20 protein-coding genes are annotated in these 20,653 nt (G+C 68.4%); 8 read left to right on the top strand and 12 right to left on the bottom strand.

Annotated features, from left to right (window positions below):
* Nucleotides 1-35 precede the first annotated feature (35 nt).
* Nucleotides 36-560: a hypothetical protein gene (locus EV652_RS09595; RefSeq protein ID WP_242001706.1), complete on the top strand. Its 525-nt coding sequence runs from the start codon at nt 36-38 to the stop codon at nt 558-560.
* Between the two features lie 34 nt (nt 561-594).
* On the opposite strand, the gene EV652_RS09590 is transcribed toward EV652_RS09595, so the two are convergent.
* From EV652_RS09590 to EV652_RS09555, 8 genes are all read right to left on the bottom strand, one after another.
* Nucleotides 595-1,593, bottom strand: coding sequence for an inorganic phosphate transporter (locus tag EV652_RS09590; RefSeq protein ID WP_132208682.1), 999 nt, complete (start codon nt 1,591-1,593; stop codon nt 595-597).
* 2 nt (nt 1,594-1,595) lie between these two features.
* A complete protein-coding gene (locus tag EV652_RS09585; protein ID WP_132208681.1) occupies nt 1,596-2,228 on the bottom strand; it encodes a DUF47 domain-containing protein in 633 nt (210 codons plus the stop codon).
* 139 nt (nt 2,229-2,367) lie between these two features.
* The gene (locus tag EV652_RS09580; RefSeq protein WP_242001670.1) at nt 2,368-2,676 is read right to left on the bottom strand and encodes a DUF202 domain-containing protein; all 309 of its coding nucleotides are present in this window, start codon (nt 2,674-2,676) and stop codon (nt 2,368-2,370) included.
* Complete coding sequence (locus tag EV652_RS09575; protein ID WP_132208679.1) at nt 2,673-3,008, bottom strand: YidH family protein; 336 nt, start codon at nt 3,006-3,008, stop codon at nt 2,673-2,675. The genes EV652_RS09580 and EV652_RS09575 overlap by 4 nt, the downstream gene beginning before the upstream one ends.
* Nucleotides 3,005-4,243 (bottom strand): glycoside hydrolase family 3 N-terminal domain-containing protein, encoded by a 1,239-nt coding sequence (locus EV652_RS09570; protein WP_242001669.1) that lies wholly within the window; start codon nt 4,241-4,243, stop codon nt 3,005-3,007. The genes EV652_RS09575 and EV652_RS09570 overlap by 4 nt, the downstream gene beginning before the upstream one ends.
* A gap of 1 nt (nt 4,244) precedes the next feature.
* Nucleotides 4,245-4,730 (bottom strand): MarR family winged helix-turn-helix transcriptional regulator, encoded by a 486-nt coding sequence (locus EV652_RS09565; protein WP_132208678.1) that lies wholly within the window; start codon nt 4,728-4,730, stop codon nt 4,245-4,247.
* 143 nt (nt 4,731-4,873) lie between these two features.
* A complete protein-coding gene (locus tag EV652_RS09560) occupies nt 4,874-5,536 on the bottom strand; it encodes a potassium channel family protein (protein WP_132208677.1) in 663 nt (220 codons plus the stop codon).
* Complete coding sequence (locus EV652_RS09555; RefSeq protein WP_132208676.1) at nt 5,533-6,138, bottom strand: acyl-CoA thioesterase; 606 nt, start codon at nt 6,136-6,138, stop codon at nt 5,533-5,535. The genes EV652_RS09560 and EV652_RS09555 overlap by 4 nt, the downstream gene beginning before the upstream one ends.
* A gap of 141 nt (nt 6,139-6,279) precedes the next feature.
* On the opposite strand from EV652_RS09555, the gene EV652_RS09550 reads away from it, so the two are divergent.
* Nucleotides 6,280-7,227, top strand: a complete 948-nt coding sequence (locus EV652_RS09550) for a DUF1444 domain-containing protein (RefSeq protein WP_132208675.1) — start codon at nt 6,280-6,282, stop codon at nt 7,225-7,227.
* Between the two features lie 25 nt (nt 7,228-7,252).
* On the opposite strand, the gene EV652_RS09545 is transcribed toward EV652_RS09550, so the two are convergent.
* Nucleotides 7,253-7,876, bottom strand: a complete 624-nt coding sequence (locus EV652_RS09545) for a flavin reductase family protein (protein WP_132208674.1) — start codon at nt 7,874-7,876, stop codon at nt 7,253-7,255.
* An 87-nt stretch (nt 7,877-7,963) separates the two neighbouring features.
* On the opposite strand from EV652_RS09545, the gene EV652_RS09540 reads away from it, so the two are divergent.
* The 3 genes from EV652_RS09540 to EV652_RS09530 all read left to right on the top strand — a co-directional run bounded on the left by EV652_RS09540 (nt 7,964) and on the right by EV652_RS09530 (nt 10,924).
* Nucleotides 7,964-8,860, top strand: a complete 897-nt coding sequence (locus EV652_RS09540; RefSeq protein WP_158441133.1) for a phosphotransferase family protein — start codon at nt 7,964-7,966, stop codon at nt 8,858-8,860.
* A gap of 94 nt (nt 8,861-8,954) precedes the next feature.
* Nucleotides 8,955-9,989, top strand: coding sequence for an L-glyceraldehyde 3-phosphate reductase (gene mgrA, locus EV652_RS09535; RefSeq protein ID WP_132208672.1), 1,035 nt, complete (start codon nt 8,955-8,957; stop codon nt 9,987-9,989).
* Between the two features lie 242 nt (nt 9,990-10,231).
* A complete protein-coding gene (locus EV652_RS09530) occupies nt 10,232-10,924 on the top strand; it encodes a hypothetical protein (protein ID WP_132208671.1) in 693 nt (230 codons plus the stop codon).
* 206 nt (nt 10,925-11,130) lie between these two features.
* On the opposite strand, the gene EV652_RS09525 is transcribed toward EV652_RS09530, so the two are convergent.
* Nucleotides 11,131-12,108 (bottom strand): TAXI family TRAP transporter solute-binding subunit, encoded by a 978-nt coding sequence (locus EV652_RS09525; RefSeq protein WP_132208670.1) that lies wholly within the window; start codon nt 12,106-12,108, stop codon nt 11,131-11,133.
* Nucleotides 12,108-14,165 carry a TRAP transporter permease gene (locus tag EV652_RS09520; protein WP_132208669.1) on the bottom strand — a complete coding sequence of 686 codons (2,058 nt, stop codon included), beginning with the start codon at nt 14,163-14,165 and terminating at the stop codon, nt 12,108-12,110. The genes EV652_RS09525 and EV652_RS09520 overlap by 1 nt, the downstream gene beginning before the upstream one ends.
* 118 nt (nt 14,166-14,283) lie before the next feature.
* Here EV652_RS09520 and EV652_RS09515 point away from each other — a divergent pair, with 118 nt between their 5' ends.
* A complete protein-coding gene (locus EV652_RS09515) occupies nt 14,284-14,949 on the top strand; it encodes a response regulator transcription factor (protein WP_012918592.1) in 666 nt (221 codons plus the stop codon).
* Nucleotides 14,950-14,985: 36 nt separating this feature from the next.
* Complete coding sequence (locus EV652_RS09510; RefSeq protein ID WP_132208668.1) at nt 14,986-16,326, top strand: sensor histidine kinase; 1,341 nt, start codon at nt 14,986-14,988, stop codon at nt 16,324-16,326.
* Nucleotides 16,327-16,377: 51 nt separating this feature from the next.
* On the opposite strand, the gene EV652_RS09505 is transcribed toward EV652_RS09510, so the two are convergent.
* The gene (locus tag EV652_RS09505) at nt 16,378-17,415 is read right to left on the bottom strand and encodes a TAXI family TRAP transporter solute-binding subunit (protein ID WP_242001668.1); all 1,038 of its coding nucleotides are present in this window, start codon (nt 17,413-17,415) and stop codon (nt 16,378-16,380) included.
* A gap of 196 nt (nt 17,416-17,611) precedes the next feature.
* Between EV652_RS09505 and EV652_RS09500 the strand changes: the two genes are divergently transcribed.
* Entirely contained in the window at nt 17,612-20,626 is a 3,015-nt protein-coding gene (locus EV652_RS09500; RefSeq protein WP_132208667.1) for an alpha-mannosidase, read from the top strand.
* Nucleotides 20,627-20,653 lie beyond the last annotated feature (27 nt).

The raw sequence follows: 20,653 nt of genomic DNA, 5'->3' as shown, positions 1-20,653 counted from the left end.
GCGCGGCCGTCGTACTCAGGTGGGCGGGGGAAGTGGTGTTGGAATCACCCGAAGAGCTGCATCTCTTCGAGCCGGGGACGCTGACCGTGGCGCCGCACGTCGCGGAGGAGATCCCCGATGTCGGCCAGTACTTCCTCGACTGGGCGGTCCAGGGCCTGAACGCGGCCCAGGTCCGTGAGGTCGAGGCCGCGATCAACGGCCGGCGGTGCCAGAACGGCTGGTTCCCGCTGGAGAGCCTGGACAACATCGGCAGCCGCGGGTTCTGGCGCGGTCCGCTGACCTACCTGGCCCGGATGACCGCGGACGACGGCTCGATCGTGCAGGAGTGGGCCTCCAGCCGGCTGGACGGCGAGCGGCGCCGCCGGATCGAGGCGACCGCGAACCACCTGCTCTTCCAGCAGGGCCACGCGGCCGCGGCCACCTGGGTGATGGCCGTCCGGCCGCAGGCCTACCTGAACCTGCCCGAGCTCGGCGACCGCCTGGCCGCCACCTGGGAGCTCAACCTCGGCTCGATCCGCCCCAAGGACGTAGCCAAGGCAGTACGCCGCTGGAACCGCTGAGACACCGGTCAGGTATGCCCCTGGTACGGCGGGCTCACTCCAGGATCAGGTGGGCCAGGCCGTAGCAGAGGGCGGCGACCAGACCGGCCGCCGGGATGGTCAGGATCCAGGCCGTGACGATCCCCCTGGCGACACCCCAGCGGACCGCGGACAGCCGCTTGGTCGCGCCGGCGCCCATCACCGCCGAGGTGATCGTGTGGGTGGTCGAGACCGGCGCGTGCAGACCGATCGCCATCACGTAGAGGACGGTCGCGGCGATCGACTCGGAGGCGAAGCCGCGGGCCGGGTCCAGGTGGATGATCCGGCGACCGAGGGTGCGCATGATCCGCCAGCCGCCGGAGTAGGTGCCGAGCGAGATCGCGGTCGCCGCAGCGACCTTCACCCAGGTCGGGATGCCGTCGTCCGGCTGCACGTATCCGGTGGTGACCAGGGCCAGGAAGATCACGCCCATCGTCTTCTGCGCGTCCTGCAGGCCGTGGCCGAGCGCCATCGCGGCGGCCGACACCACCTGAGCCAGCCGGAAGCCGCGGGTGACCTTGCCGGGGTTGCTGCGCCGGAAGATCCACAGGATCGCCGTCATCAGGAGGAACGCGCCGAAGAAGCCGATCGCGGGCGACAGCACCATCGGGATGACGACCTTGTCGACGATGCCGGACCACAGCACCACGCTCGACGAGGCGATCCCGGCTCCGACCAGGCCGCCGATCAGCGCGTGCGAGGAGGAACTGGGCAGACCGAAGTACCAGGTGATCATGTTCCAGGTGATGGCGCCGACCAGGGCGGCGATCACGACGACCAGCCCGTGCTCGCCGGACGGAATACTGATGATGCCCTTGCCGACGGTCTCGGCCACCTCGGTGCCGAGGAACGCGCCGAGGAAGTTCATCACCGCGGCCATCGCCAGCGCGACCCGTGGCGTCAACGCCCGGGTGGAGACCGAGGTCGCGATCGCGTTCGCCGCGTCGTGGAAGCCGTTGGTGTAGTCGAACGACAACGCGATCGCGACGACCGCGACGACGAGCACGAGCTCCACGCTCAGCTCTCCTTGACGGCGATCTGCTCGACCGTGTTGGCGACGTGCTCGAAGGCGTCGATCGCGGCCTCCAGCAGGTCGACCACGGTCTTGACCTTCATCACCGTCAGCGCGTCGAACTCGCCGCTGAACAGCTTGGCGATCAGCCGCCGGTGCACCGCGTCACCGGTGTTCTCCAGCCGGTTGATCTCGATCCAGTACTCGGCCAGGTCCTTCATGGTGCGCAGCCGCGGCATCGTCTCCGCGGTCAGCTGGGCGGCCCGCTGGAGCACCTCGATCTGCTCGGCGATCTCCTCCGGCAGCTTGTCCAGGTTGAAGAGGTGGACCGAGTCGACCGCTTCCTCCATGTAATCCATCACGTCGTCCAGATCGGAGGCCAGCCGGTAGATGTCCTCGCGGTCGAACGGGGTGACGAAGGTCGAGTTGACCCGGCGGATGATCGAGTGGGTGGTCTCGTCCGCCGCGTGCTCGGCATCCTTCATCTCGGCGGCGATCTGATGACTCGAGGACAGACCGGTTCCGGCCGTACTGCCGAGCAACTCGGCCAGGATCCGGGCCCCGTCCACGAGGTGGTTGGCGGACTCGGTGAAAAGGTCGTAGAACGTCGGGTCGTTCGGACGCAGACGTAACGGCACTTCAAGCTCCGGATGAACGAGGGACAAACCGAGAACATGCTAGGGGGAACGGACCGCTGACGCGGCATCCGCCCGGTCAACGTATCGCGTCACGATGAACTCCCCCGCCTGGACACGACCGGTGAGTAACCATTCGGTTTCAGCGCGTGAGCACGGCGTACAGGTCGAACAGCCCGACCACCAGGACCAGACCGGCCGCCGCGCGGAGCAGTCGTTGGTGGCCGAGGGCATGAACCGGAGCACCCTTGGTACGGCGGTAGACGGCGCTGACCGCGGCCCAGCAGGCCAGTGACAGGACCAGCACGACGATGCCGAGGCCGGTGCGGACGTCCGACGCACCGTGGCCGGAGGCGAGCAGGAGGATGCTGTTGGCGATCAGGCCCAGCGCCGTACGACGCCAGGCGAGCAGTGTCCGCTCAGGCTGCAGACCGGGGTCCGGCGTGCTCATCGCCATATCGAGAACAGCAGGCCGATCAGGCCGACCACACCGATCGTTGCTGCCAGCATCAAGGGCAGCCGGGTCACCGGGAGACGGCCACCGGTTCGCATCGCGGTGAAGTTCTGCTGCCAGCGGCGGAAGGCGCCTGCCGTGGTGATGATCCCGGTGGTGACCAGAACCACACCGATGATCTTGGCCGCCCAGCGGTCCGGGCCGAGATCGAGGAACTGTACGGCGGACAGACCGCCCGCGTAGCAGGCCAGGGAGGTCCGCAGATAGGCCAGATAGGTCCGCTCGTTGGCCAGGGTGAAGCGGTAGTCGGGTTCCTGCTCCTCCGTCATCCGCAGCTCACCAGGCCGTGGCTCTCCTTGAGTGTCAGCACGCGCCTCACGCTACTCGTCAGCTGTGCGGCGAACGTCTTGTCCTGCTCGGCCTTGGCGACCAGAGCGTTCACCATGGTGGAGGTCAGCCCCGCCCTGGCGTTGATGACGATGTCCCCGCCGGCTGCGACGAACCGGGTCGCCCGCTGGCCCGCCGGTACCGAGGCCACCTCCGCGGCCGCGCCGACGTCGTCGGTGATCACCACGCCACCCCACTTCAGATCGCCGCGGACCATGCCCTGGATGACGGTCGGCGAGAACACCGCGCGGTTCTTCGGGTCGATCTTGTTGTAGGTGGCGGTCGAGATCATCACCATGTCGGCACCCGCCTCGAGCCCGTCGGCGAACGGCTGGAGGTCCGCGTCACCGCGCACAGTGACGTTGTCGACCACACCGGAGGAGAAGTCGGTGTTGCCGCGCACTCGGCCGAGGCCCGGGAAGTGCTTGACCGAGGTCATCACACCGGCTGCCTGCATACCCCTCACGAACGCCTGGACGGGCGGCCCGACCTCCCCCGGCGTGTTGCCGTACTCACGGTCCAGACTGCCGATCGGAGCGTTCTGCTCCTTCAGCGAGTTCGGTACGACGTCAGCCACCGGCGCGAGGTCGACGTTGACACCGGCCTCCTTGAGCTGGTCGCCCCACCCCTCCGCTTCGGAGGTGAGCTTGGAGCTGGACCAGGTGCCCTGCACGGTCGCGGCCGGAATGCGGTCGAAGCCAGGGCCCTTCAGACGCTGGACCTGACCGCCCTCCTGGTCTGCCGCGATCAGCGGGCGGATGCCCTTGACCGTGGCGGCAGTGGTCGTCGCGGCCATTGCCGTACGGGTGTGGGACAGGCTGCCGCCGTTGCCGAGCAGGAGGATGCCGCCGGGCTTCTGCTTCTGCACGATGGGGCGCTGGGTCGAGGTCATGCCGTTGGCGCTGATGCCGGTCATGATCAGCTGCGCCGCTTGCTCTCGCAGGGTGAGGGCTTGCAGCTTCTGGTCGATGCAGCTGGTCTGCGTCGGCGTGGCCGTCTGGCTTGGGGTCGGTGTCGGTGTCGGTGTTGAGGTCGGTGGCGGGGTGGGCGCTGCTGTGGTGGGCAGTGTGGCCGACGAGGACGGCACTGTGCTGGGGCCGGCGGTGGGTGAGCCGGAGTCGCTGCAGCTGGTCAGCAGGAGAGCTGTCAGCACGACCGCTGCTGCTTGGCGCTTCATGTCAGCGGCGCTCCCAAGCGGCCCGGTCGACCGTGTCGCCGGAGTGCTGGGCGAGGGTGGCGCAGATGTCGTGCAGGTGGTCGATCTGATCCTCGGTGAGCGCGTCGAAGACCGACTTGCGGACTTCCTCCACGTGGCCGGGTGCGGTCTCGACCAGCTTCTGCCTGCCCAGATCGGTGATGATCGCGACCTGACCGCGACGGTCGGACTCGATGCCCTCGCGACGTACCCAGCCTGCCTGCTCCAGCCGGTTCACCGCGTGCGAGAGGCGGCTGCGCGAGCCCTGGGTGGCCACCGCGAGCCCACTCATCCGCAGCCGGCCGTCAGGCGCCTCGGACAGTCGGACGAGGATCTCGTAGTACGTGTGCGGTATCCCTGCATCGCGTTGCAGCTGCTGCTCGATCCGGGTGTTCACCACGCGCTGCGCCGCGATGAACGCGCGCCACGCCTGTTGCTCCTGCTCGTTCAGCCACCGGGGTTCCGCCATCCCCGCAGCGTAGCCAGAACCGGTCCCGCTCGCTCATCCACCCGGCGGCACAAGGCCTGTCGGCTCGGCCTCCACGTTGCTAGCCCTTCACGGCGCCGATCATGATTCCCTTGGCGAAGTGCTTCTGGAGGAACGGGGGGGGTCTAGGTGTTGCTGCGTCTGGTGATGGTCAGGCCGACCAGGCGGGACACGACCATGGCGACGTACCCGAGACCTGCCAGCTGCTCGAGCATGACCACCGACCTGCCCCACGACGTGATGGGGATGATGTCGCTGAGGCCCGTGCTGGACAGCGTGGTGAAGCTTAGGAACAGCAGCTCCATCCAGGTGCGGTCTCCGGTTGGGTTGACGGCCGCAATGAAGCTGCCGGGCACCAGCACCTGGATGAACACATACAAGTAGGCGAAACCCCAAGCCACCAAGGTGAACGTCGCACCGGTCGCGTAGAGCTCGTCCGTGCTGACGTCATGATCGGACAGCATGTACCGCAGCAGACTGTAGGCGGCGTAGAAGTAGAAGGCCGCGTGCAGTACGGCGGAGATGGCCACGACCGGCTCAGTCGGGCTGAATGCGTCGACCAGCGAGAGAACGACGGCCGGGATGCCGAGGCCGATGCTGACCCAGGTCAGGCCGGGGGTGGCGCGGACGGAGAAGACGGCCAGGACGAGTACGAAGATGCCGAGGATCTCGAACGCGACGCGGCCGCCGCGGGAACCTTCCATCGCGGGGTAGACAAGGACGCCGAGCAGCTGCACGAGCAGCAACACCGCCGACGGATGCCGCCGTGCGCTGCCGAACAAGCTCACCGCGCGCCGTCCACGGTGTCAGCCGTGGCTTCGCGCGCGGCGTCCTCGGGAGCTACTTTCTCGCGGGTGTCTTGATCGCGGGCGTCTTGCTCACGGGCGTCTTCCTCGCGGGAGGCGATGATGGCTGCGCGCCGGGCGAGCCGGTGGCTGCGCCGGATCTCGGCCTCGCGAAGCCGGCGGCGCTCCTCGTCGGTCTCCGGCACGACCTGCGGTACCGCCCGCGGCTGCCCGTCGGTGTCGACCGCGACGAACACCAGGTACGCCGACGCGACATGAACCTCGGGCCCGACGGAGTCCCAGCGATCGGCCGTGATCCGTACGCCGACCTCCATCGAACTGCGCCCGGTCCAGTTCACCTGACCGCTGAAATGCACGACGTCGCCGACCCGCACCGGCACCAGGAAGGTCATCTCGTCCATCGACGCGGTGACCGCGGGACCACCCGAATGCCGCGCCGCCACCACCCCCGCGACCGAGTCGACCAGCGTCATGATCACGCCACCGTGCACGGTGCCCAGCAGGTTGGTCTCGTTCTGCGCGGTGATGTGCGACAGCGACAACCGCGTCTCCGAGGTCGGCCGCGACGACGGTGTGCTGGACATCCTGTTCCACTCCTCCTGCGTGCCTGACGTGTTCACCGAGGTGTTGCCGCAGACTATCCCGGGCAGTTGTCCACAGGTTCGAAACGACCGGCTGGATCGGGTGCCATTCCTCGTACTTTCTCTGGCGAGGAGGTGGCCACGATGACCATCGACAGCTCCACCGAACGTGCCCACGGCAACCACTCCGACCGGCCCGACCCGGTCCTGATTCCGTTGACCCAGCTCCAGGCCACACGACTTGTGCGCCTCGGCCTCACCGCCGCGGCCCGCCTCGGCCTCGACGTCACCTACACGGGTGGCGCGACCCTCGTCCCGGTCGACCCAGCCGCGGACGGCCCGATCCTCGGCCTGAGCAACCTGGCCCGTGCCGTCTCCAGATTCGAGGAGCACCGCTGGCCGGCCCTGGTCGAGGAGCACTTCCTCCACCTCCTGGACCGCCTACGCCAGGGCCCTCCACTGCCACCCACCGACCCCGAGCGAGAGCTGATCCAGCGCCTGGTCCCGCGCGACGCACTCCCACCCGAGTGGTCCGCGGACCGCGCCGACTTCGTCCCCGGCCTGCTCTCCATCCCGGCCACGGCGCAGGACGGCGTCGTCACGATGTTCCTCGACCCGTCCGATTTCGGCGTGACCTGGTCCGACGCCGAGCGCTTCGGCCTGACCAACCTCCGCCGCATCCCCGATCACGTCGAGTACGTCGAGCACGACGACATCAGGATCGCCCTGGTCACCGGCACCATCTTCGCCGCGTCCCGTGCCCTCGTCCTGGACACCGTGCTCCGCGAATCCCTCCGCACCGAGATCCCGCCGTACGGCGTACTCGCCGCCGTCCCCGCCCGCGACCTCCTCCTCATCCACGTCATCCGCGATCTCTCGGTCATCCCCGCCCTGGGCCTGATGCTCAACCTCGCGTCCCGCTCCTACACCCACGACCCAGGCCCGTTGTCCCCCGACATCCACCTGGTCACCCCCACCCTCGAGTGGCACCCGGCCACCACCCCGTCCCCCGACAGCAGCCCACTCCGCCTGTCCCCACACCTCGACGCCCTCACCAAACTCCTCGCCCTCAAGGAACCCCCACCCCACTAACCAACCCGTGTGAGAGCTGACGAACTCAGGAATGAGGTGGTTTGTAATGACCGGGCCAGTCGGAGTGGCGGATCCGGGTGATCGAGCGGATCTCGCCGAGGGTCGACCACTCGTCCTTGCCCAGGCGGGCCAGTGGGCGGAGCAGCCGGATCTCCGGGTGGCCGTCGACCATCACCGCCGCGTCGACCGCGAGGTGGCGGACCCGGCCGATCACGACGGTCGAGTCGCCCAGCTCGAGGGTGGTGTGGAGGGTGCACTCGATCGCCACCGGCGACTCCGCGACGCGCGGTACGGCGATGGTGCGGGAGGGCTCGGTGGTCAGCCCGACGGCTTCGAACTCGGAGATCTCCGCGGGGAAGTTGGTCGCCGTCGCGTTGATCTGCTCGAACAGTGGTTCGGCCGCGAAGTTCACCACGAACTCGCCGGTCGCCTCGACGTTGTTCAGGCTGTCCTTCCGCCCGACCGAGGTGAACTGCACCATCGGCGGCTGCACACAGGCCACGGTGAAGAACGAATGCGGCGCGAGGTTCAGCACACCGTCGGCGGACAGGCTCGACACCCACGCGATCGGCCGCGGCACCACCACGGAGTTCAGCGCCGCGTAGAACCGCCGCCGCCCGGTCTCTTCCGGATCCAGATCGACACGCACGCCCGCAGTACATCAAATCCGGTGGACGCCCCGGTGCCCCGGCACAAGGATCGTGGGACGGATCACGCGACGACGAGGGAGGTGCTGGTGGGCGAACGCGACGAGTTCCTGGCCCACGTCACCGCGATCGGCCGGCGACATGGTGCTCCGCCGGAGCAGGTGACCGAGGTCGCGGGCGGCGTCGCGAACCGCGGTTTCGTGCTCGGAGATGCCTTGTTCCTGCGGGTCGCGCGACCAGGATTCGAGGACGACCTGCGGAAGGAGGCAGGCGTCGTACCCTTCGCACGGTCGGCCGGCGTACTGACTCCGGCAATCGTCGAGTACGACGCCAGCCGCGCACTGATCGATGCGCCGTACGTCGTGATGGAACGCGTGCACGGGACCGAGCCGACCGAGGTGCCGGTGGGACTGGCGGAGCACTTGGCACGGCTGCATGAAGCCGAGCGAACCGACCTTGCCGGCGTACCGGAGGACGACAGTCGCGATCCGTGGCGGACGGTCGACCACCTAGCGGAGCATGGCTACCTGGACCTCGGTACGGCGAAGTGGCTGAGCGACTGGTTCACCCGGCTGGCCGACCGCTTCGACCGGAACGAACCGAAGGTGCTGATCCACGGAGATGTTGCCGCCCACAACCTTCTCGCCGGGCCGGACGGCGAGCTCCGCGCGCTGATCGACTGGGGCGACGCTGCCTGGGCACCACGCGCCATGGACTTCGCCAAACTCCCCCTCGAACACGTCGCCGCCATCCTCCCGGACTACATCCGCCAGACCCGCACCGCCCACACCGGACGCCGCACCCCGCAGGAGGACGAGATAGCCGCTGCCGCCCTCTGGTTCCATCTGCACTGGGGCCTCGGCAAGCTGGCGGCCAACCCCTGGCCAGGCCAGCGCCACTGGACCGCACCCCCAGCCAGCCGCATCCTGGCCCTTCTGAGATTCTTCACCACCAACCCACCGGCACCCTGGTCCACGCTCACCTGACCCAGAAGGTGCGGTTCTTGGTGTCAGCACTGGGGTTTCTGCTGTAAAACAAGGGGGTTTGAACTTGTTACGACATGAGGCAGACTGAGGTCTCGTGACTGACTACGTAGCCGCTCAGGACCGGTACGACGACAAGATGGCCTACCGGCGGACGGGGCGCAGCGGGTTGCAGCTGCCCGCGATCTCGCTGGGGCTGTGGCACAACTTCGGCGATGACAAGCCGTTCGTCACCCAGCGCGACATCCTGCGCCGGGCGTTCGACCTCGGCGTCACGCACTTCGACCTGGCGAACAACTACGGTCCGCCGTACGGCTCGGCGGAGACGAACTTCGGGACGCACTTCGCCCGCGACTTCGCGAAGTACCGCGACGAGCTGATCCTGTCGACCAAGGCCGGGTACGACATGTGGCCGGGGCCGTACGGTCAGGGCGGCGGCTCGCGGAAGTACCTGCTCGCCTCGCTGGACCAGTCGCTGAGCCGGATGGGCGTGGACTACGTCGACATCTTCTACTCGCACCGGTTCGACCCGGACACGCCGCTCGAGGAGACGATGGGTGCGCTCGACGCCGCAGTGCGTTCGGGCAAGGCCCTGTACGCCGGCATCTCGTCGTACTCGGCCGACCGGACCCGGGAGGCGGCCCGGATTCTGCAGGAGCTGGGGACGCCGCTGCTGATCCACCAGCCGTCGTACTCGATGCTGAACCGCTGGATCGAGGAGGACCTGCTCGACGCCGTCGGTGAGCTGGGTGTCGGCGTGATCGCGTTCTCGCCGCTGGCGCAGGGTGTGCTGACCGATCGCTACCTGGACGGCGTACCGGCGGACTCCCGTGCGGCGCAGGGCAAGTCGCTCAACCCCGACTCCCTGACCGAGGACACGCTGAAGCACGTCCGCGCGCTCAGTGAGATCGCCAAGCAGCGCGGCCAGTCCGTCGCGCAGCTCGCGCTCGCCTGGACCCTGCGCGACGACCGCGTCACCAGCGCCCTGATCGGCGCGTCCAGCGTCGCCCAGCTGGAGAACAACCTCGCGGCGGTGAACAACCTGAAGTTCACCCCGGAAGAGCTCGAGGCCATCGACGCGGACGCCGTCGAAGCCGGTATCAACCTCTGGAAGAAGAGCTCCGACTCCTGACCGCTCCACCCCTGCCCGGGCCAACCTCCCACGGTTGAGCCCGGGCGTTTCACGTCGCGAGCGCCGGAAGCCCTCTCAGCGGGCGCCGGAAGGTCCCGACCACAGTGCGGGCGCCTGAAGTCCGACCACAGTTCGCGGGGGCCTGTAAGCGGCACCGGTTGGGTTACGGAGCGCGGTGGGGCGATTGCGGTCGCACGCGGATGGGCACACGCTGGAGTGAAGACCCCCTGGAGGTGGTTGCCATGACCGCTTCGACGCTCGAATTGGCCCTGACCTACGAACACGCCCGGATCCGCGAGCTGTCCGAGCCGGCTCACCATCCGGCCGCCGCGCACCCGGAGCGCAGGCACCAGACCGACTGGTTCTACGCCATCGCCGCCCAGCACCTCGCCGCCGCCGAGGACGTCCTCCTCCCGCATGTACGCCGTCTGCCCGACGGCGACGACCTGGTCGCCAGGTACGTCGGCAACGCGAAGGAACTGGAGCGGTCGCTGCGGTTCCTGAAGGGACGCCAGTACGGCGACAGCCGCATGCAGGACGTGACGTCGCGCGAGGTGTGGCACTCGATCGACCGCCTGCTCACCCAGCACGAGCAAATGGAGACGGCGTACAGCCAGCGGCTCAGTGACGAGATGGACGACGCGGACGTCAACACGCTGACCGAGAAGCTGCTGGAGGCGGAGGAAGTGGCTCCGACTCGCGCACATCCGTACTCACCGCACACTGGGATGGCGGGACGACTGGCGCACCGCATGTGGCGGTTGGCCGACATCACGTGGGACAGCGCGGAGGGCCGCGTCGTACCCACCAAGTACCACGTCCACCCGAAGCGCGACTCAGCGCTGTCGCACTACCTCTACGGCACGCCGATGGAGGAGAACACTCCGATGCCCGAGAACACGCGGACGCCGGAGAAGGAGCAAGGCGCCCAGTAACGCGCTCAGTAAAGCGCCCGGGAAAGCAAGTGACCGGGCCCGGCGTCCCCCGGATGCCTCCGGAGGGCCGGGCCCGGCCTGCCTGCTCTCACTGCGCCTGGTTGTGAGAGCCGGCGTCGGTCCCGCCTTCGCTGCGCCTGGTGTGCGGAGGTGGGACCTTTGCGTCCTCCCCCGCTGCGCCTGGTGTGCGGGGGAGGACGGTCTGGTTATCTCAGCCCGTCGATCGCCTTCTTCGCCCCCGGGTGCACCTGCACCGGGTCGGTCTTGTCGGCGTTCGCCAGGTCGATGCCCTTGGCGGCCGCGTTCACCGCGACCAGGGCGTCCTTGTTCTCGTAGATGACCTTGGTCAGCTGCTCGGCCAGCTCGTCCTTCATGTTCTTGCGGACCAGCAGCACGTTCGGTACGACGATGGTGGCCACGTCGGCCGGCTGCTTGTACGTCGCCGCCGGGATCGGGGCCTGGGAGTAGACCGGGCCGTACTTCTCCTGCATCTTCGGCAGCAGGTCCACGATCGGGATCAGCTTCACGTTCTTGCCCATGCTGGTGGTCAGGTCGGTGATACCGCCGGTCGGCAGGCCACCGGACCAGACCAGTGCGTCGATGGAACCCGACTTCATCGCGTCCACCGACTCCGGCAGCCCGAGCCGCTGGGCGGTGACGTCCTTGGCCGGGTCGAGACCGGCGGCCTCGAGCAGGCGCCGGGCGATCACCTCGGTGCCGGAGTTCGGCGAACCGGTGGAGACCCGCTTGCCCTTCAGGTCGGCGATCGAGTTGATCCCGGCCGAGGTCCGGACGGCGACCTGCGTGTAGTTGTTGTAGAGCTTGGTCAGCGCGACGACGTCCTGCGGCGTGTTGAAGCTGTTCTCACCCTTCACCGCGTCGGCGGCGGTGTCACCGAGCGAGAACGCGATGTCGTAGTTCCCCGCCACCAGGCCCTGCACGTTCTGCACCGAGGCGCCGGTCTCGCTCGCGGTCGCCCGGTAACCGGAGACCTTCTGCGAGATCAGTGATGCCAGCGCACCGCCGAGCTGGTAGTAGACGCCGGTGGTGTTGCCGGTGGCAATGGTCAGCCGGCCGCCGTCGGCGGAACCGGTGTCCGAGGGTTCCCGCTGACCGCCGCAGGCGACCAGCGAGACGACAGCGGCGAGCGCCACCACAGCGGCGGGGAGGCGACGGGTTCTCATCAAGTGACGGGTCCTTCCTTCGGGCCGGCCTCTGACCGGGGCGGTGGGGTGGGGTCAGCATTCATACTGCGCTGCCGCCGGACCAGATTGATGACGACGGCAACAAGTAGCAAACAGATTCCGGCCGTGATGGTTACGGGCGCAAGATAAAGCAACAGCAGCGCGGCCGGTACACACACCAGCCGCTCGAGCCAGCCGGCCGCAGTGACGATCCAGCCGCCGGTCACCACCGCGAGCGCGGCGACTGCCAGCATCGAGACGGCCAACGTCCACACCATGCCGATGAACGATCCCTGACCCAGCAGGTGTGCGCCGTTGTCGGTGAGCACGAACGCGAACGGCACCAGGAACGCCGGCAGCGTGTACTTCCACGCCTGCCACATCGTCGGCATCACCTTGCCGCCGGTGATCGCGGACGTCGCGACCGCGGCCAGCGCGGTCGGCGGCGACACCTCCGACAGTACGGCGTAGTAGAAGATGAACATGTACGCCTCGGGCTGCGTCACCCCGAGCTGGACCAAGGCCGGCGCGATGATCACGGCGGCGATGATGAACGACGCGGTCACCGGCACGGCCAGTCCGAGGATCAGTACGGCGAACGCCGACAGCACCACGGTCAGGATCAGCACCACGGTGTGGTTGTCGGTCAGGCCGCGGGCCGCGGTGACGATGATCTCGGCCAGGTTGAGGCCGAGCCCGGTCTGCGTGGTGACCGCGACGATCACGCCGGCGGTTGCGCAGGTGGCCGCCACCGGCAGCACCGAACGGGTGCCCTGGGCAAGCGCTTTGTACAGTCGCGGCGCGGTCAGCCGGTGCTCGCGGTCCAGGAACGACAGTCCGAACTGGATAATCACCGCGTAGACCACGGCCTTGAACGGCGGTACGTCGACCGCCATGAAGCCGATGATCACGAACAACGACAGGAAGTGGTACCCGAACCGCAGCAGCAACCGCAGAGCCGAGTCCGTGGACGTCTCCGCCGAACTAGTCCCGTGCCGGCGGGCGTCGATCTCGATCGCGAGCAGGATGCCCAGGTAATACAGGATGGTCGGGATGACGGCGTACCCGAGGACGGTCAGGTACGACACCTGCAGGAACTCGGCGATGATGAACGCGGCCGCGCCCAGGGTCGGCGGCGACAGGATCGCGCCGATGCCGGAGGCGGCCAGCATTCCGCCTGCGGGTTCCGGCGGATAGCCCGCCCGCCGCAGGATCGGCCACGACACCGTGCCGAGTGACACCGCGGTCGCCGTACCCGAGCCGGACACGCTGCCCAGCAGGAAGCCGGCCAGGGTGACGGTGCGGCCGGGCGCCGTACGGCTGCGCTTGAAGGCCGCGAAGGACAGGTCGATGAAGAACTTCCCGGCGCCGGAGTAGTCCAGTACGGCGCCGTAGATCGTGAACAGCACGATGTAGCTCGCCGCGACCGCCAGCGGCGTGCCGTAGAACCCGGCCGTGCCCATGGTGAACTGCGCGATGATCGCGTCAAAGTTGAAACCCTGATGCGCCAGCGACCACGTGTAGGGCAGGAAGCCGCCGTAGTACGCGTAAGCGATGAACAACAGGCTGAAGACCGGCAGCACCCATCCAGTGGTACGACGGCATGCCTCGAGCAACAGCACAAGCAGCAGAGTGCCGACCACCAGATCGAGAGTCGTCGGCGCCTGACGGCGTTCCAGATATCCGTCGAAGTCGAAGAGCGGGTAGACGCACACCGCGAACGCGGCGACGGCCAGGATCCAGTCGGTGATGCCGGGGTCGTCGTGCGACCGGTTCTTGAACGGATTGAGGAACGCCGGCACCTTCCAACCGCGGTAACACAGCAGAGTGATCGGCAGAACCGCTGCGAGAAAGATCACCAAGTAAAACTGCGTGCCCTGTGGTAGTGGGAAGAAGACCTGCACCAGCACGCCGATGCTGACGATTGCGCACCAGACCGCTATGACGAGGTCCAGGACAGGCCGGAGCCGCCGAGCGGGCCGTTCCTGCTCATACTCGGCGAGTTCTTCATCGGAGGGCGCGGGCGAGCCGCCCCCCGTACCGATACCGACAGTCATCTACCGGTTCCCTCCTGTGTCCGGAAGGCTAATGTTGCCGAACACTGCGTGGAGTCGCGTGATTACGTCTTTACCAAGATCTGACACACATGAGCGTCTCCTGGCCTACGATCACCGCATGAGTGGCGCGGTCAGGATCTTGTTGGTCGAGGACGATCTCGATATCGCGAATGCCCTGATACCTGCGTTGCGGCGTTACGGCTTGATGGTTACGCATGTCCGGACGGCCGCGGACGCCCTCGCAGCGGACCCCGGCGACCTGGTCCTGCTGGACCTCGGCCTGCCGGACGGCGACGGTATCAACGTCTGCCGGCAGATCCGCACGGTGTCGGACGTTCCGGTGATCGCGGTGACCGCGCGCGGCGAGGCCGCCGACCGGGTCCGCGGGTTGCGCAGCGGTGCGGACGACTATGTGGTGAAACCGTTCGCGATATCCGAGCTGCTGGCCCGGATCGATGCTGTACTTCGTCGTACCGGCCTCTTGCAGCCCCGCCCCCGGGTGACGGTCGGCGACCTGACCGTGGACATCGAGGCCCGGACCGTCCAGGTCGCGGACAAGCCCATCAGCCTGACCCGCAAGGAGTTCGACGTGCTAGCTGTGCTGGCCGCTCACCACGGCCGGGTGGTCCCCCGAGAACAGGTCGCGCTGTACGCCTGGCAGTCCGTCTTCGAGGCCTCGTCGCGGACGATGGACGTGCACGTGGCCAGCCTGCGCGCCAAGCTCGGCCGGCCCGAGCTGGTCCAGACCATCCGCGGTGTCGGCTACCGCCTGGGTTCGGACTGACCGTTGCGCCGTCGTCTGCTGCAGTCACTCGTACCGATGGTCGTCATCCTGGCCGTCGTCGCCGCCGTACCGCTGGCCAACTACATCGCCACCAGTACGTCGCGGACGTTGTTCCTGTCCCGCAGCAACGACGCGGACTGGTTCGCCACCATGGCGGAGTCGCCGCTGCAGTCCGGTGACATCGCCAACCTGCGCGAGCTGGCCGTCCGCTACCACGAGCTCTACAACACCCCGGTGTTCGTCGTCGACGTCGACCGCAAGGTGGTGGCCACCTCACGGTCCGGTGTCGACGTGAAGGAGCCGGACCTGGCGACCGCCCTCGACAGCACGCTGGCCGGCCGCCTGCCCGCCGAGCCACCGGCCCTGTTCCCCTGGCGCACCGGCGAGATGGTGGTGGCCCGTCCGGTCGTCAACAACGGCCGCGTGCTCGGTGCCGCCGTACTGCGGGTGCCGACCGAGAAGGCCCGGGACCAGGTGCAGAACGGCCTGCTGCTGCTCCTCGGCGGTCTGCTGATCAGCATCGGCGCGATCGTCATCGGTATCGTCCGGCCGATCACCCGCTGGGTGCTGCGGCCGCTGAACGACCTCGACAACGCGACCCACCAGATCACCCGCGGCGCCCTGGACACCCGGGTGTCCACCGACGGGCGTGCACCAGAGCTGCGACGACTCGGCGACAGCTTCAACTCGATGGCACTCAGCCTGCACCAGGCCCGCCAGCGCGAGCGCGAGTTCGTTGCCGACGCATCGCACCAGCTCCGGACCCCGCTGACCTCGGCGCGGATCCACATCGAGGGGCTGTCCCGGCTGTCGCCGACGGCCCGGTTCGCACTCAGCGACATCGACCGGCTCGGCCGGATCGTCCAGCGGCTGTCCCGGCTGGCCGGCTCGGACCGCCCCGGAGCCGATGCCGAGAGCAACGAAGAGCCGCTGGACCTGGCCCAGGCGGTGAAGGAGCGGCTGGTCGGCTGGAAGGCCGTGTACGCCGCCGACGACATGGAACTCATCATCGGCGAGATGGTGCCGGGCGGTGTCGGCCCGGAGCTCGAGGTGGACGACATCCTCGACGTCCTGCTCGACAACGCCTCCAAGTACGGCGCTCCGCCGGTGGAGGTGTCGGTGACGCGCGACGGCACCGAAGTGGTGATGTCGGTCCGCGACCACGGCCTCGGGCTCGGGTCGCGTGACCTGAAGAAGGTCGGCGAGCGGTTCTGGCGCAGCGCGCACCACCGGGAGATGCCGGGCACCGGGCTGGGACTGGCGATCGTCCGGTCCGAGGCGGCCCGGGTCGGCGGCCGCGTGGTCGCACGTCCGCCGATCGGCGGCGGCCTGGTGATCGAGGTCCGCGTCCCCCTGATCGACGACTACGACGTCTGACAGCAGCTACGACGGACGCGGCAAGCCGGCGGTACGTCGTACCCGGGGAGCTCAGATGTGGTTGGCGCGGAACCAGCGTTCGGCGGCGGGGTGCAACGGGATCGGCATGGTGGCGATCGCCGAGCGCGGGTCCAGCGAGCCGGCCTCCTCGTGGGCCGCCATCAGGTCGTTCTGCCGGCGGAACATCGTGTTGACCGTCCACCAGGCCCAGGAGTCGGACAGGTTCGGCCGGGCGATCAGGTAGTTCGGCACCGCCAGCGTCGGCACCGAGGTGGCCAGGCCGTACACCGACGGCGGGATCGAGGACACGATGTAGCCGCCGAACTTCTTCAGCGAGATCTCCTCGGCGACCATTCCGATGTCGACCATCCGGAAGCCGACCGACTTCTGTAGTTCGCCGATCGGCTTGGTCGGCAGGCCGCCGCTCCAGATCAGCGCGTCGATCCCCGGGCCCTTGCCCTGGTTGTCGGCCTTCCGCTTCAGCTGGGCGACCGCGTCCTCGAGCGAGTAGTTGGTCGTCCTGACGTTTCGCAGCTTGGCGGTGCCCAGGATGAGGTCGGCCACCACCTTGGTCCCGGAGTTCATCGGGCCGACGTTCACCGTCAGGCCGTTCAGGTGCTTGAGCTGGACGACGTTCGACGCGGTCGGGACCACGACGTGCACGTAGTTGTCGTACGTCCGGGCCAGCGCGGTGAACTTGAGGCTGCCGGACTCGAACATACCGGTGCCCTCGTGGGCGCTGAGCGCGGTGTCCGAGGTGGTGAACCCCATGTCGGCCTTCATCCCGGCCACCCGTTGCAGGTTGTCCACCGAGCCGTTCGTGACGATCGTCAGGAGCTCCATACCGGTGACCTCGCTGACCAGCTTCGCCAGCCCGCTGCCGAAGGTGTTGTAGACACCGCCCACATTGCCGGTGGCGAACGTGGCCGGGCCGGCCGGCGCGGGCTCGTCCGAGCGGCCGCGGGAGCATCCGGGCACGACCAGCGCAGCGGCAGCAGCGGCGCCGAGTCCGAGCACGCTGCGCCGGCTCATACCGGCTGACTGGATGAGGCCGTTCCCGGCAGGGGTCAGGAGGCGGGGTCGATCCATGCAGGACAACCTAGACGGCAACGGGTCCCCACCGGTAGCCACGCTCCCGGACTGCGATCTGATCGCTACCGGGAGTGCAACGATGAACTGCGTCTGGACGGGCCTGGGGTGGGTGTGACAGCGTTGTCATCGCAGCGGCCGTGTGGGTCGCGTGAGAAGACCATTCAGACACGGCCATACCCCGGAGGATGATTTCGTGCACGACGACCGTCAACTCATCGAGGAGCGGCTCAGGCGCGCCCTGCGGGAGCGGATCCGCCCCGCGATCTACGGCGCGGCGGTCCCGCTGGACATCCAGGTGTGGCACGCCCCGGGTGAGCCGGTGTCGCCCGCCGAGGCGCTCGCGGCGACCTACGAGCCGGCCGAGATCGGCCTGCCCTGGGGTCCGGCCTGGGGCACCGCGTGGTTCAAGTTCAGCGGCCAGGTGCCGGCCGAGTGGGCCGGGAGCGAGATCGAGGCCGTCATCGACCTCGGTTTCAGCGGCGGCCCCGGGTTCTCCGCGGAAGGGCTGATCCACACCACCTCCGGCGTACCGCTGAAGGGCCTGCACCCGCGGCAGACGTACGCACCGCTGTCGATCCTCGGCCCCGACGGTACGGCGGCCTCGCCCGGCGACCGGATCGAGTTCTACGTCGAGGGCGCGGCCAACCCGGAGATCCCGCTCGACAACGCCTACGCCAAGGTCGACATCGGCGCCAAGCGCGGCGAGACGCCGATCTACCAGTTGGCCCGCGCCGACCTGGCCGTCTTCAACGCCGAGGTGTGGGACCTGATCCTCGACCTCGAGGCGCTGGACGGCCTGCAGCAGCAACTGACCCCGCAGGAACCGCGGCGCCGCGAGATCCTGCGTGCGCTCAGCCGCGCGCTGGACGCCCTGGACTACGAGAACGTCGCCGGTACGGCGGCCGACGCCCGCGCCCAGCTGACCGACGTACTGAGCCGGCCGGCGCACGCGAGCGCGCACCAGCTCTCCGCGGTCGGTCACGCGCACATCGACTCGGCCTGGCTCTGGCCGCTGCGCGAGACCCGCCGCAAGGTGGCCCGGACCGTCTCCAACGTCGCCACGCTGGCGCAGGAGTACCCGGAGCTGGTCTTCGCGTTCTCGCAGGCGCAGCAGCACGCCTGGGTGAAGGACAACTACCCGGAGGTGTGGGAGCGGCTGAAGAAGGCCGTTGCCGACGGCACCATCGTTCCGGTGGGCGGCATGTGGGTCGAGTCCGACACCAACCTGCCCGGCGGCGAGGCGCTGGCCCGGCAGTTCGTGCACGGCAAGAAGTTCTTCCTGGACGAGTACGGCATCGACACCCAGGAGGTCTGGCTGCCGGACTCGTTCGGCTACACCGCCGCGCTGCCGCAGCTGGTGAAGCTGTCCGGGTCGAAGTGGTTCCTGACCCAGAAGATCTCCTGGAACAAGGAGAACAAGTTCCCGCACCACACCTTCTGGTGGGAGGGTCTCGACGGCACCCGGGTGTTCACCCACTTCCCGCCGATCGACACCTACAACTCCGACCTGTCCGGCCGCGAGCTGGCGCACGCCCAGCGCAACTTCGCCGAGAACGGTGCGGCGACCCACTCCCTGGTGCCGTTCGGGTACGGCGACGGCGGTGGCGGCCCCACCCGCGAGTTCGTCGCGACCGCGCGCCGGGTGGCGAACCTGGAGTCCTCGCCGCGGGTGACGATCGAGTCCCCGACCGAGTTCTTCACCGCCGCCGAGGACGAGTACCACGACCACGCGCCGGTCTGGTCGGGTGAGCTCTACCTGGAGATCCACCGGGCCACGTACACCTCGCAGGCCAAGACCAAGCAGGGCAACCGGCGCAGCGAGCACCTGCTCCGCGAGGCCGAGCTGTGGTCGGCCGCGGCCGTGGTCGCGGGCAAGCTGGACGCGTACCCGTACGAGGACCTGGACCGGATCTGGAAGGCCGTGCTGCTGAACCAGTTCCACGACATCCTGCCAGGCAGCTCGATCTCCTGGGTGCACCGCGAGGCCGAGGCGACGTACGCGAAGCTGGCCGAGGAGCTGAACGGGATCATCGCGACGGCCCAGCAGGCGCTGGCCGGCTCCGGCGATGCGCAGATCGTCTTCAACGCGGCACCGCACACCCGCAGTGGCGTGGCAGGTCTGGGCGCGGGTATCGCCGTCGGTGAGGGCCAGGCCGTGTCGGTCGAGAACGGTGTCCTGGACAACGGGGTCATCCGGGTCACGATCGACGAGCGTGGTCTGATCACCTCCCTGTACGACGTCGAGGCCGGCCGCGAGGTGATCGCACCAGGTGCCGCGGGCAACCTTCTGCAGCTGCACGTGGACACCCCGAACCACTGGGACGCGTGGGACGTCGACTCGTTCTACAAGAACAACGTCCGCGACGTGACCGAGGTGGACAGCGTCGACTTCAGCACGGTCGAGGGTGTCGCGACCGTCGTGGTCAAGCGGTCCTTCAACCGATCCAACGTCACCCAGACGCTGCGGCTGCGGCCGGGCGCCAAGCGGGTCGACATCGAGACCACGATGGACTGGCACGAGGCGGAGAAGTTCCTCAAGGCGGCGTACCCGGTCGACGTACACGCCGATCGGTCGGCGTCGGAGACCCAGTTCGGGCACATCTTCCGGCCGACCCACCAGAACACCTCGTGGGACGCGGCGAAGTTCGAGATCGCGGCGCACCGCTGGGTGCACGTCGGCGAGCCCGGGTACGGCGTCGCCGTCGTGAACGACTCGACGTACGGCCACGACATCAACCGGACCGCGCGTGAGGACGGCGGCACGACCACGACGATCCGTACGTCGCTGATCCGTGCACCGCGGTTCCCCGACCCGAAGACCGACCAGGGCGTGCACACCGTGAACCACGCGCTGGTCGTCGGTGCCGGGATCCCGGAGGCGGTCGAGGAGGGCTACCGGATCAACCTGCCGGAGCGGGTCGTCACCGGCGCCGACGGGGTCGAGCCACTCGTTGCCATCGACAACGGCAACGTCATCGTCGAGGCGCTGAAGCTAGCCGACGACCAGTCCGGCGACGTCGTCGTCCGCCTCTACGAGTCCACCGGCGGTCGCTCCCGCGCCACCGTCGCCCCGTCCTTCGGGGTGGCATCGGCGACCGAGGTCGACCTGCTCGAGCGCCACCTGGCCGACCGTGACCTGACGGACGGCGCAGTCTCCCTCGAGCTCCGCCCCTTCCAGATCCTCACCCTGCGCTTCAAGCGCTCCTGACCTAGGACACGATGCGGGGGCCTGAGA

The sequence above is a fragment of the Kribbella steppae genome (genome assembly GCF_004342025.1).
Taxonomy (GTDB): Bacteria; Actinomycetota; Actinomycetes; order Propionibacteriales; family Kribbellaceae; genus Kribbella; species Kribbella steppae.
This window is presented reverse-complemented; position numbering and strand designations above follow the sequence as displayed.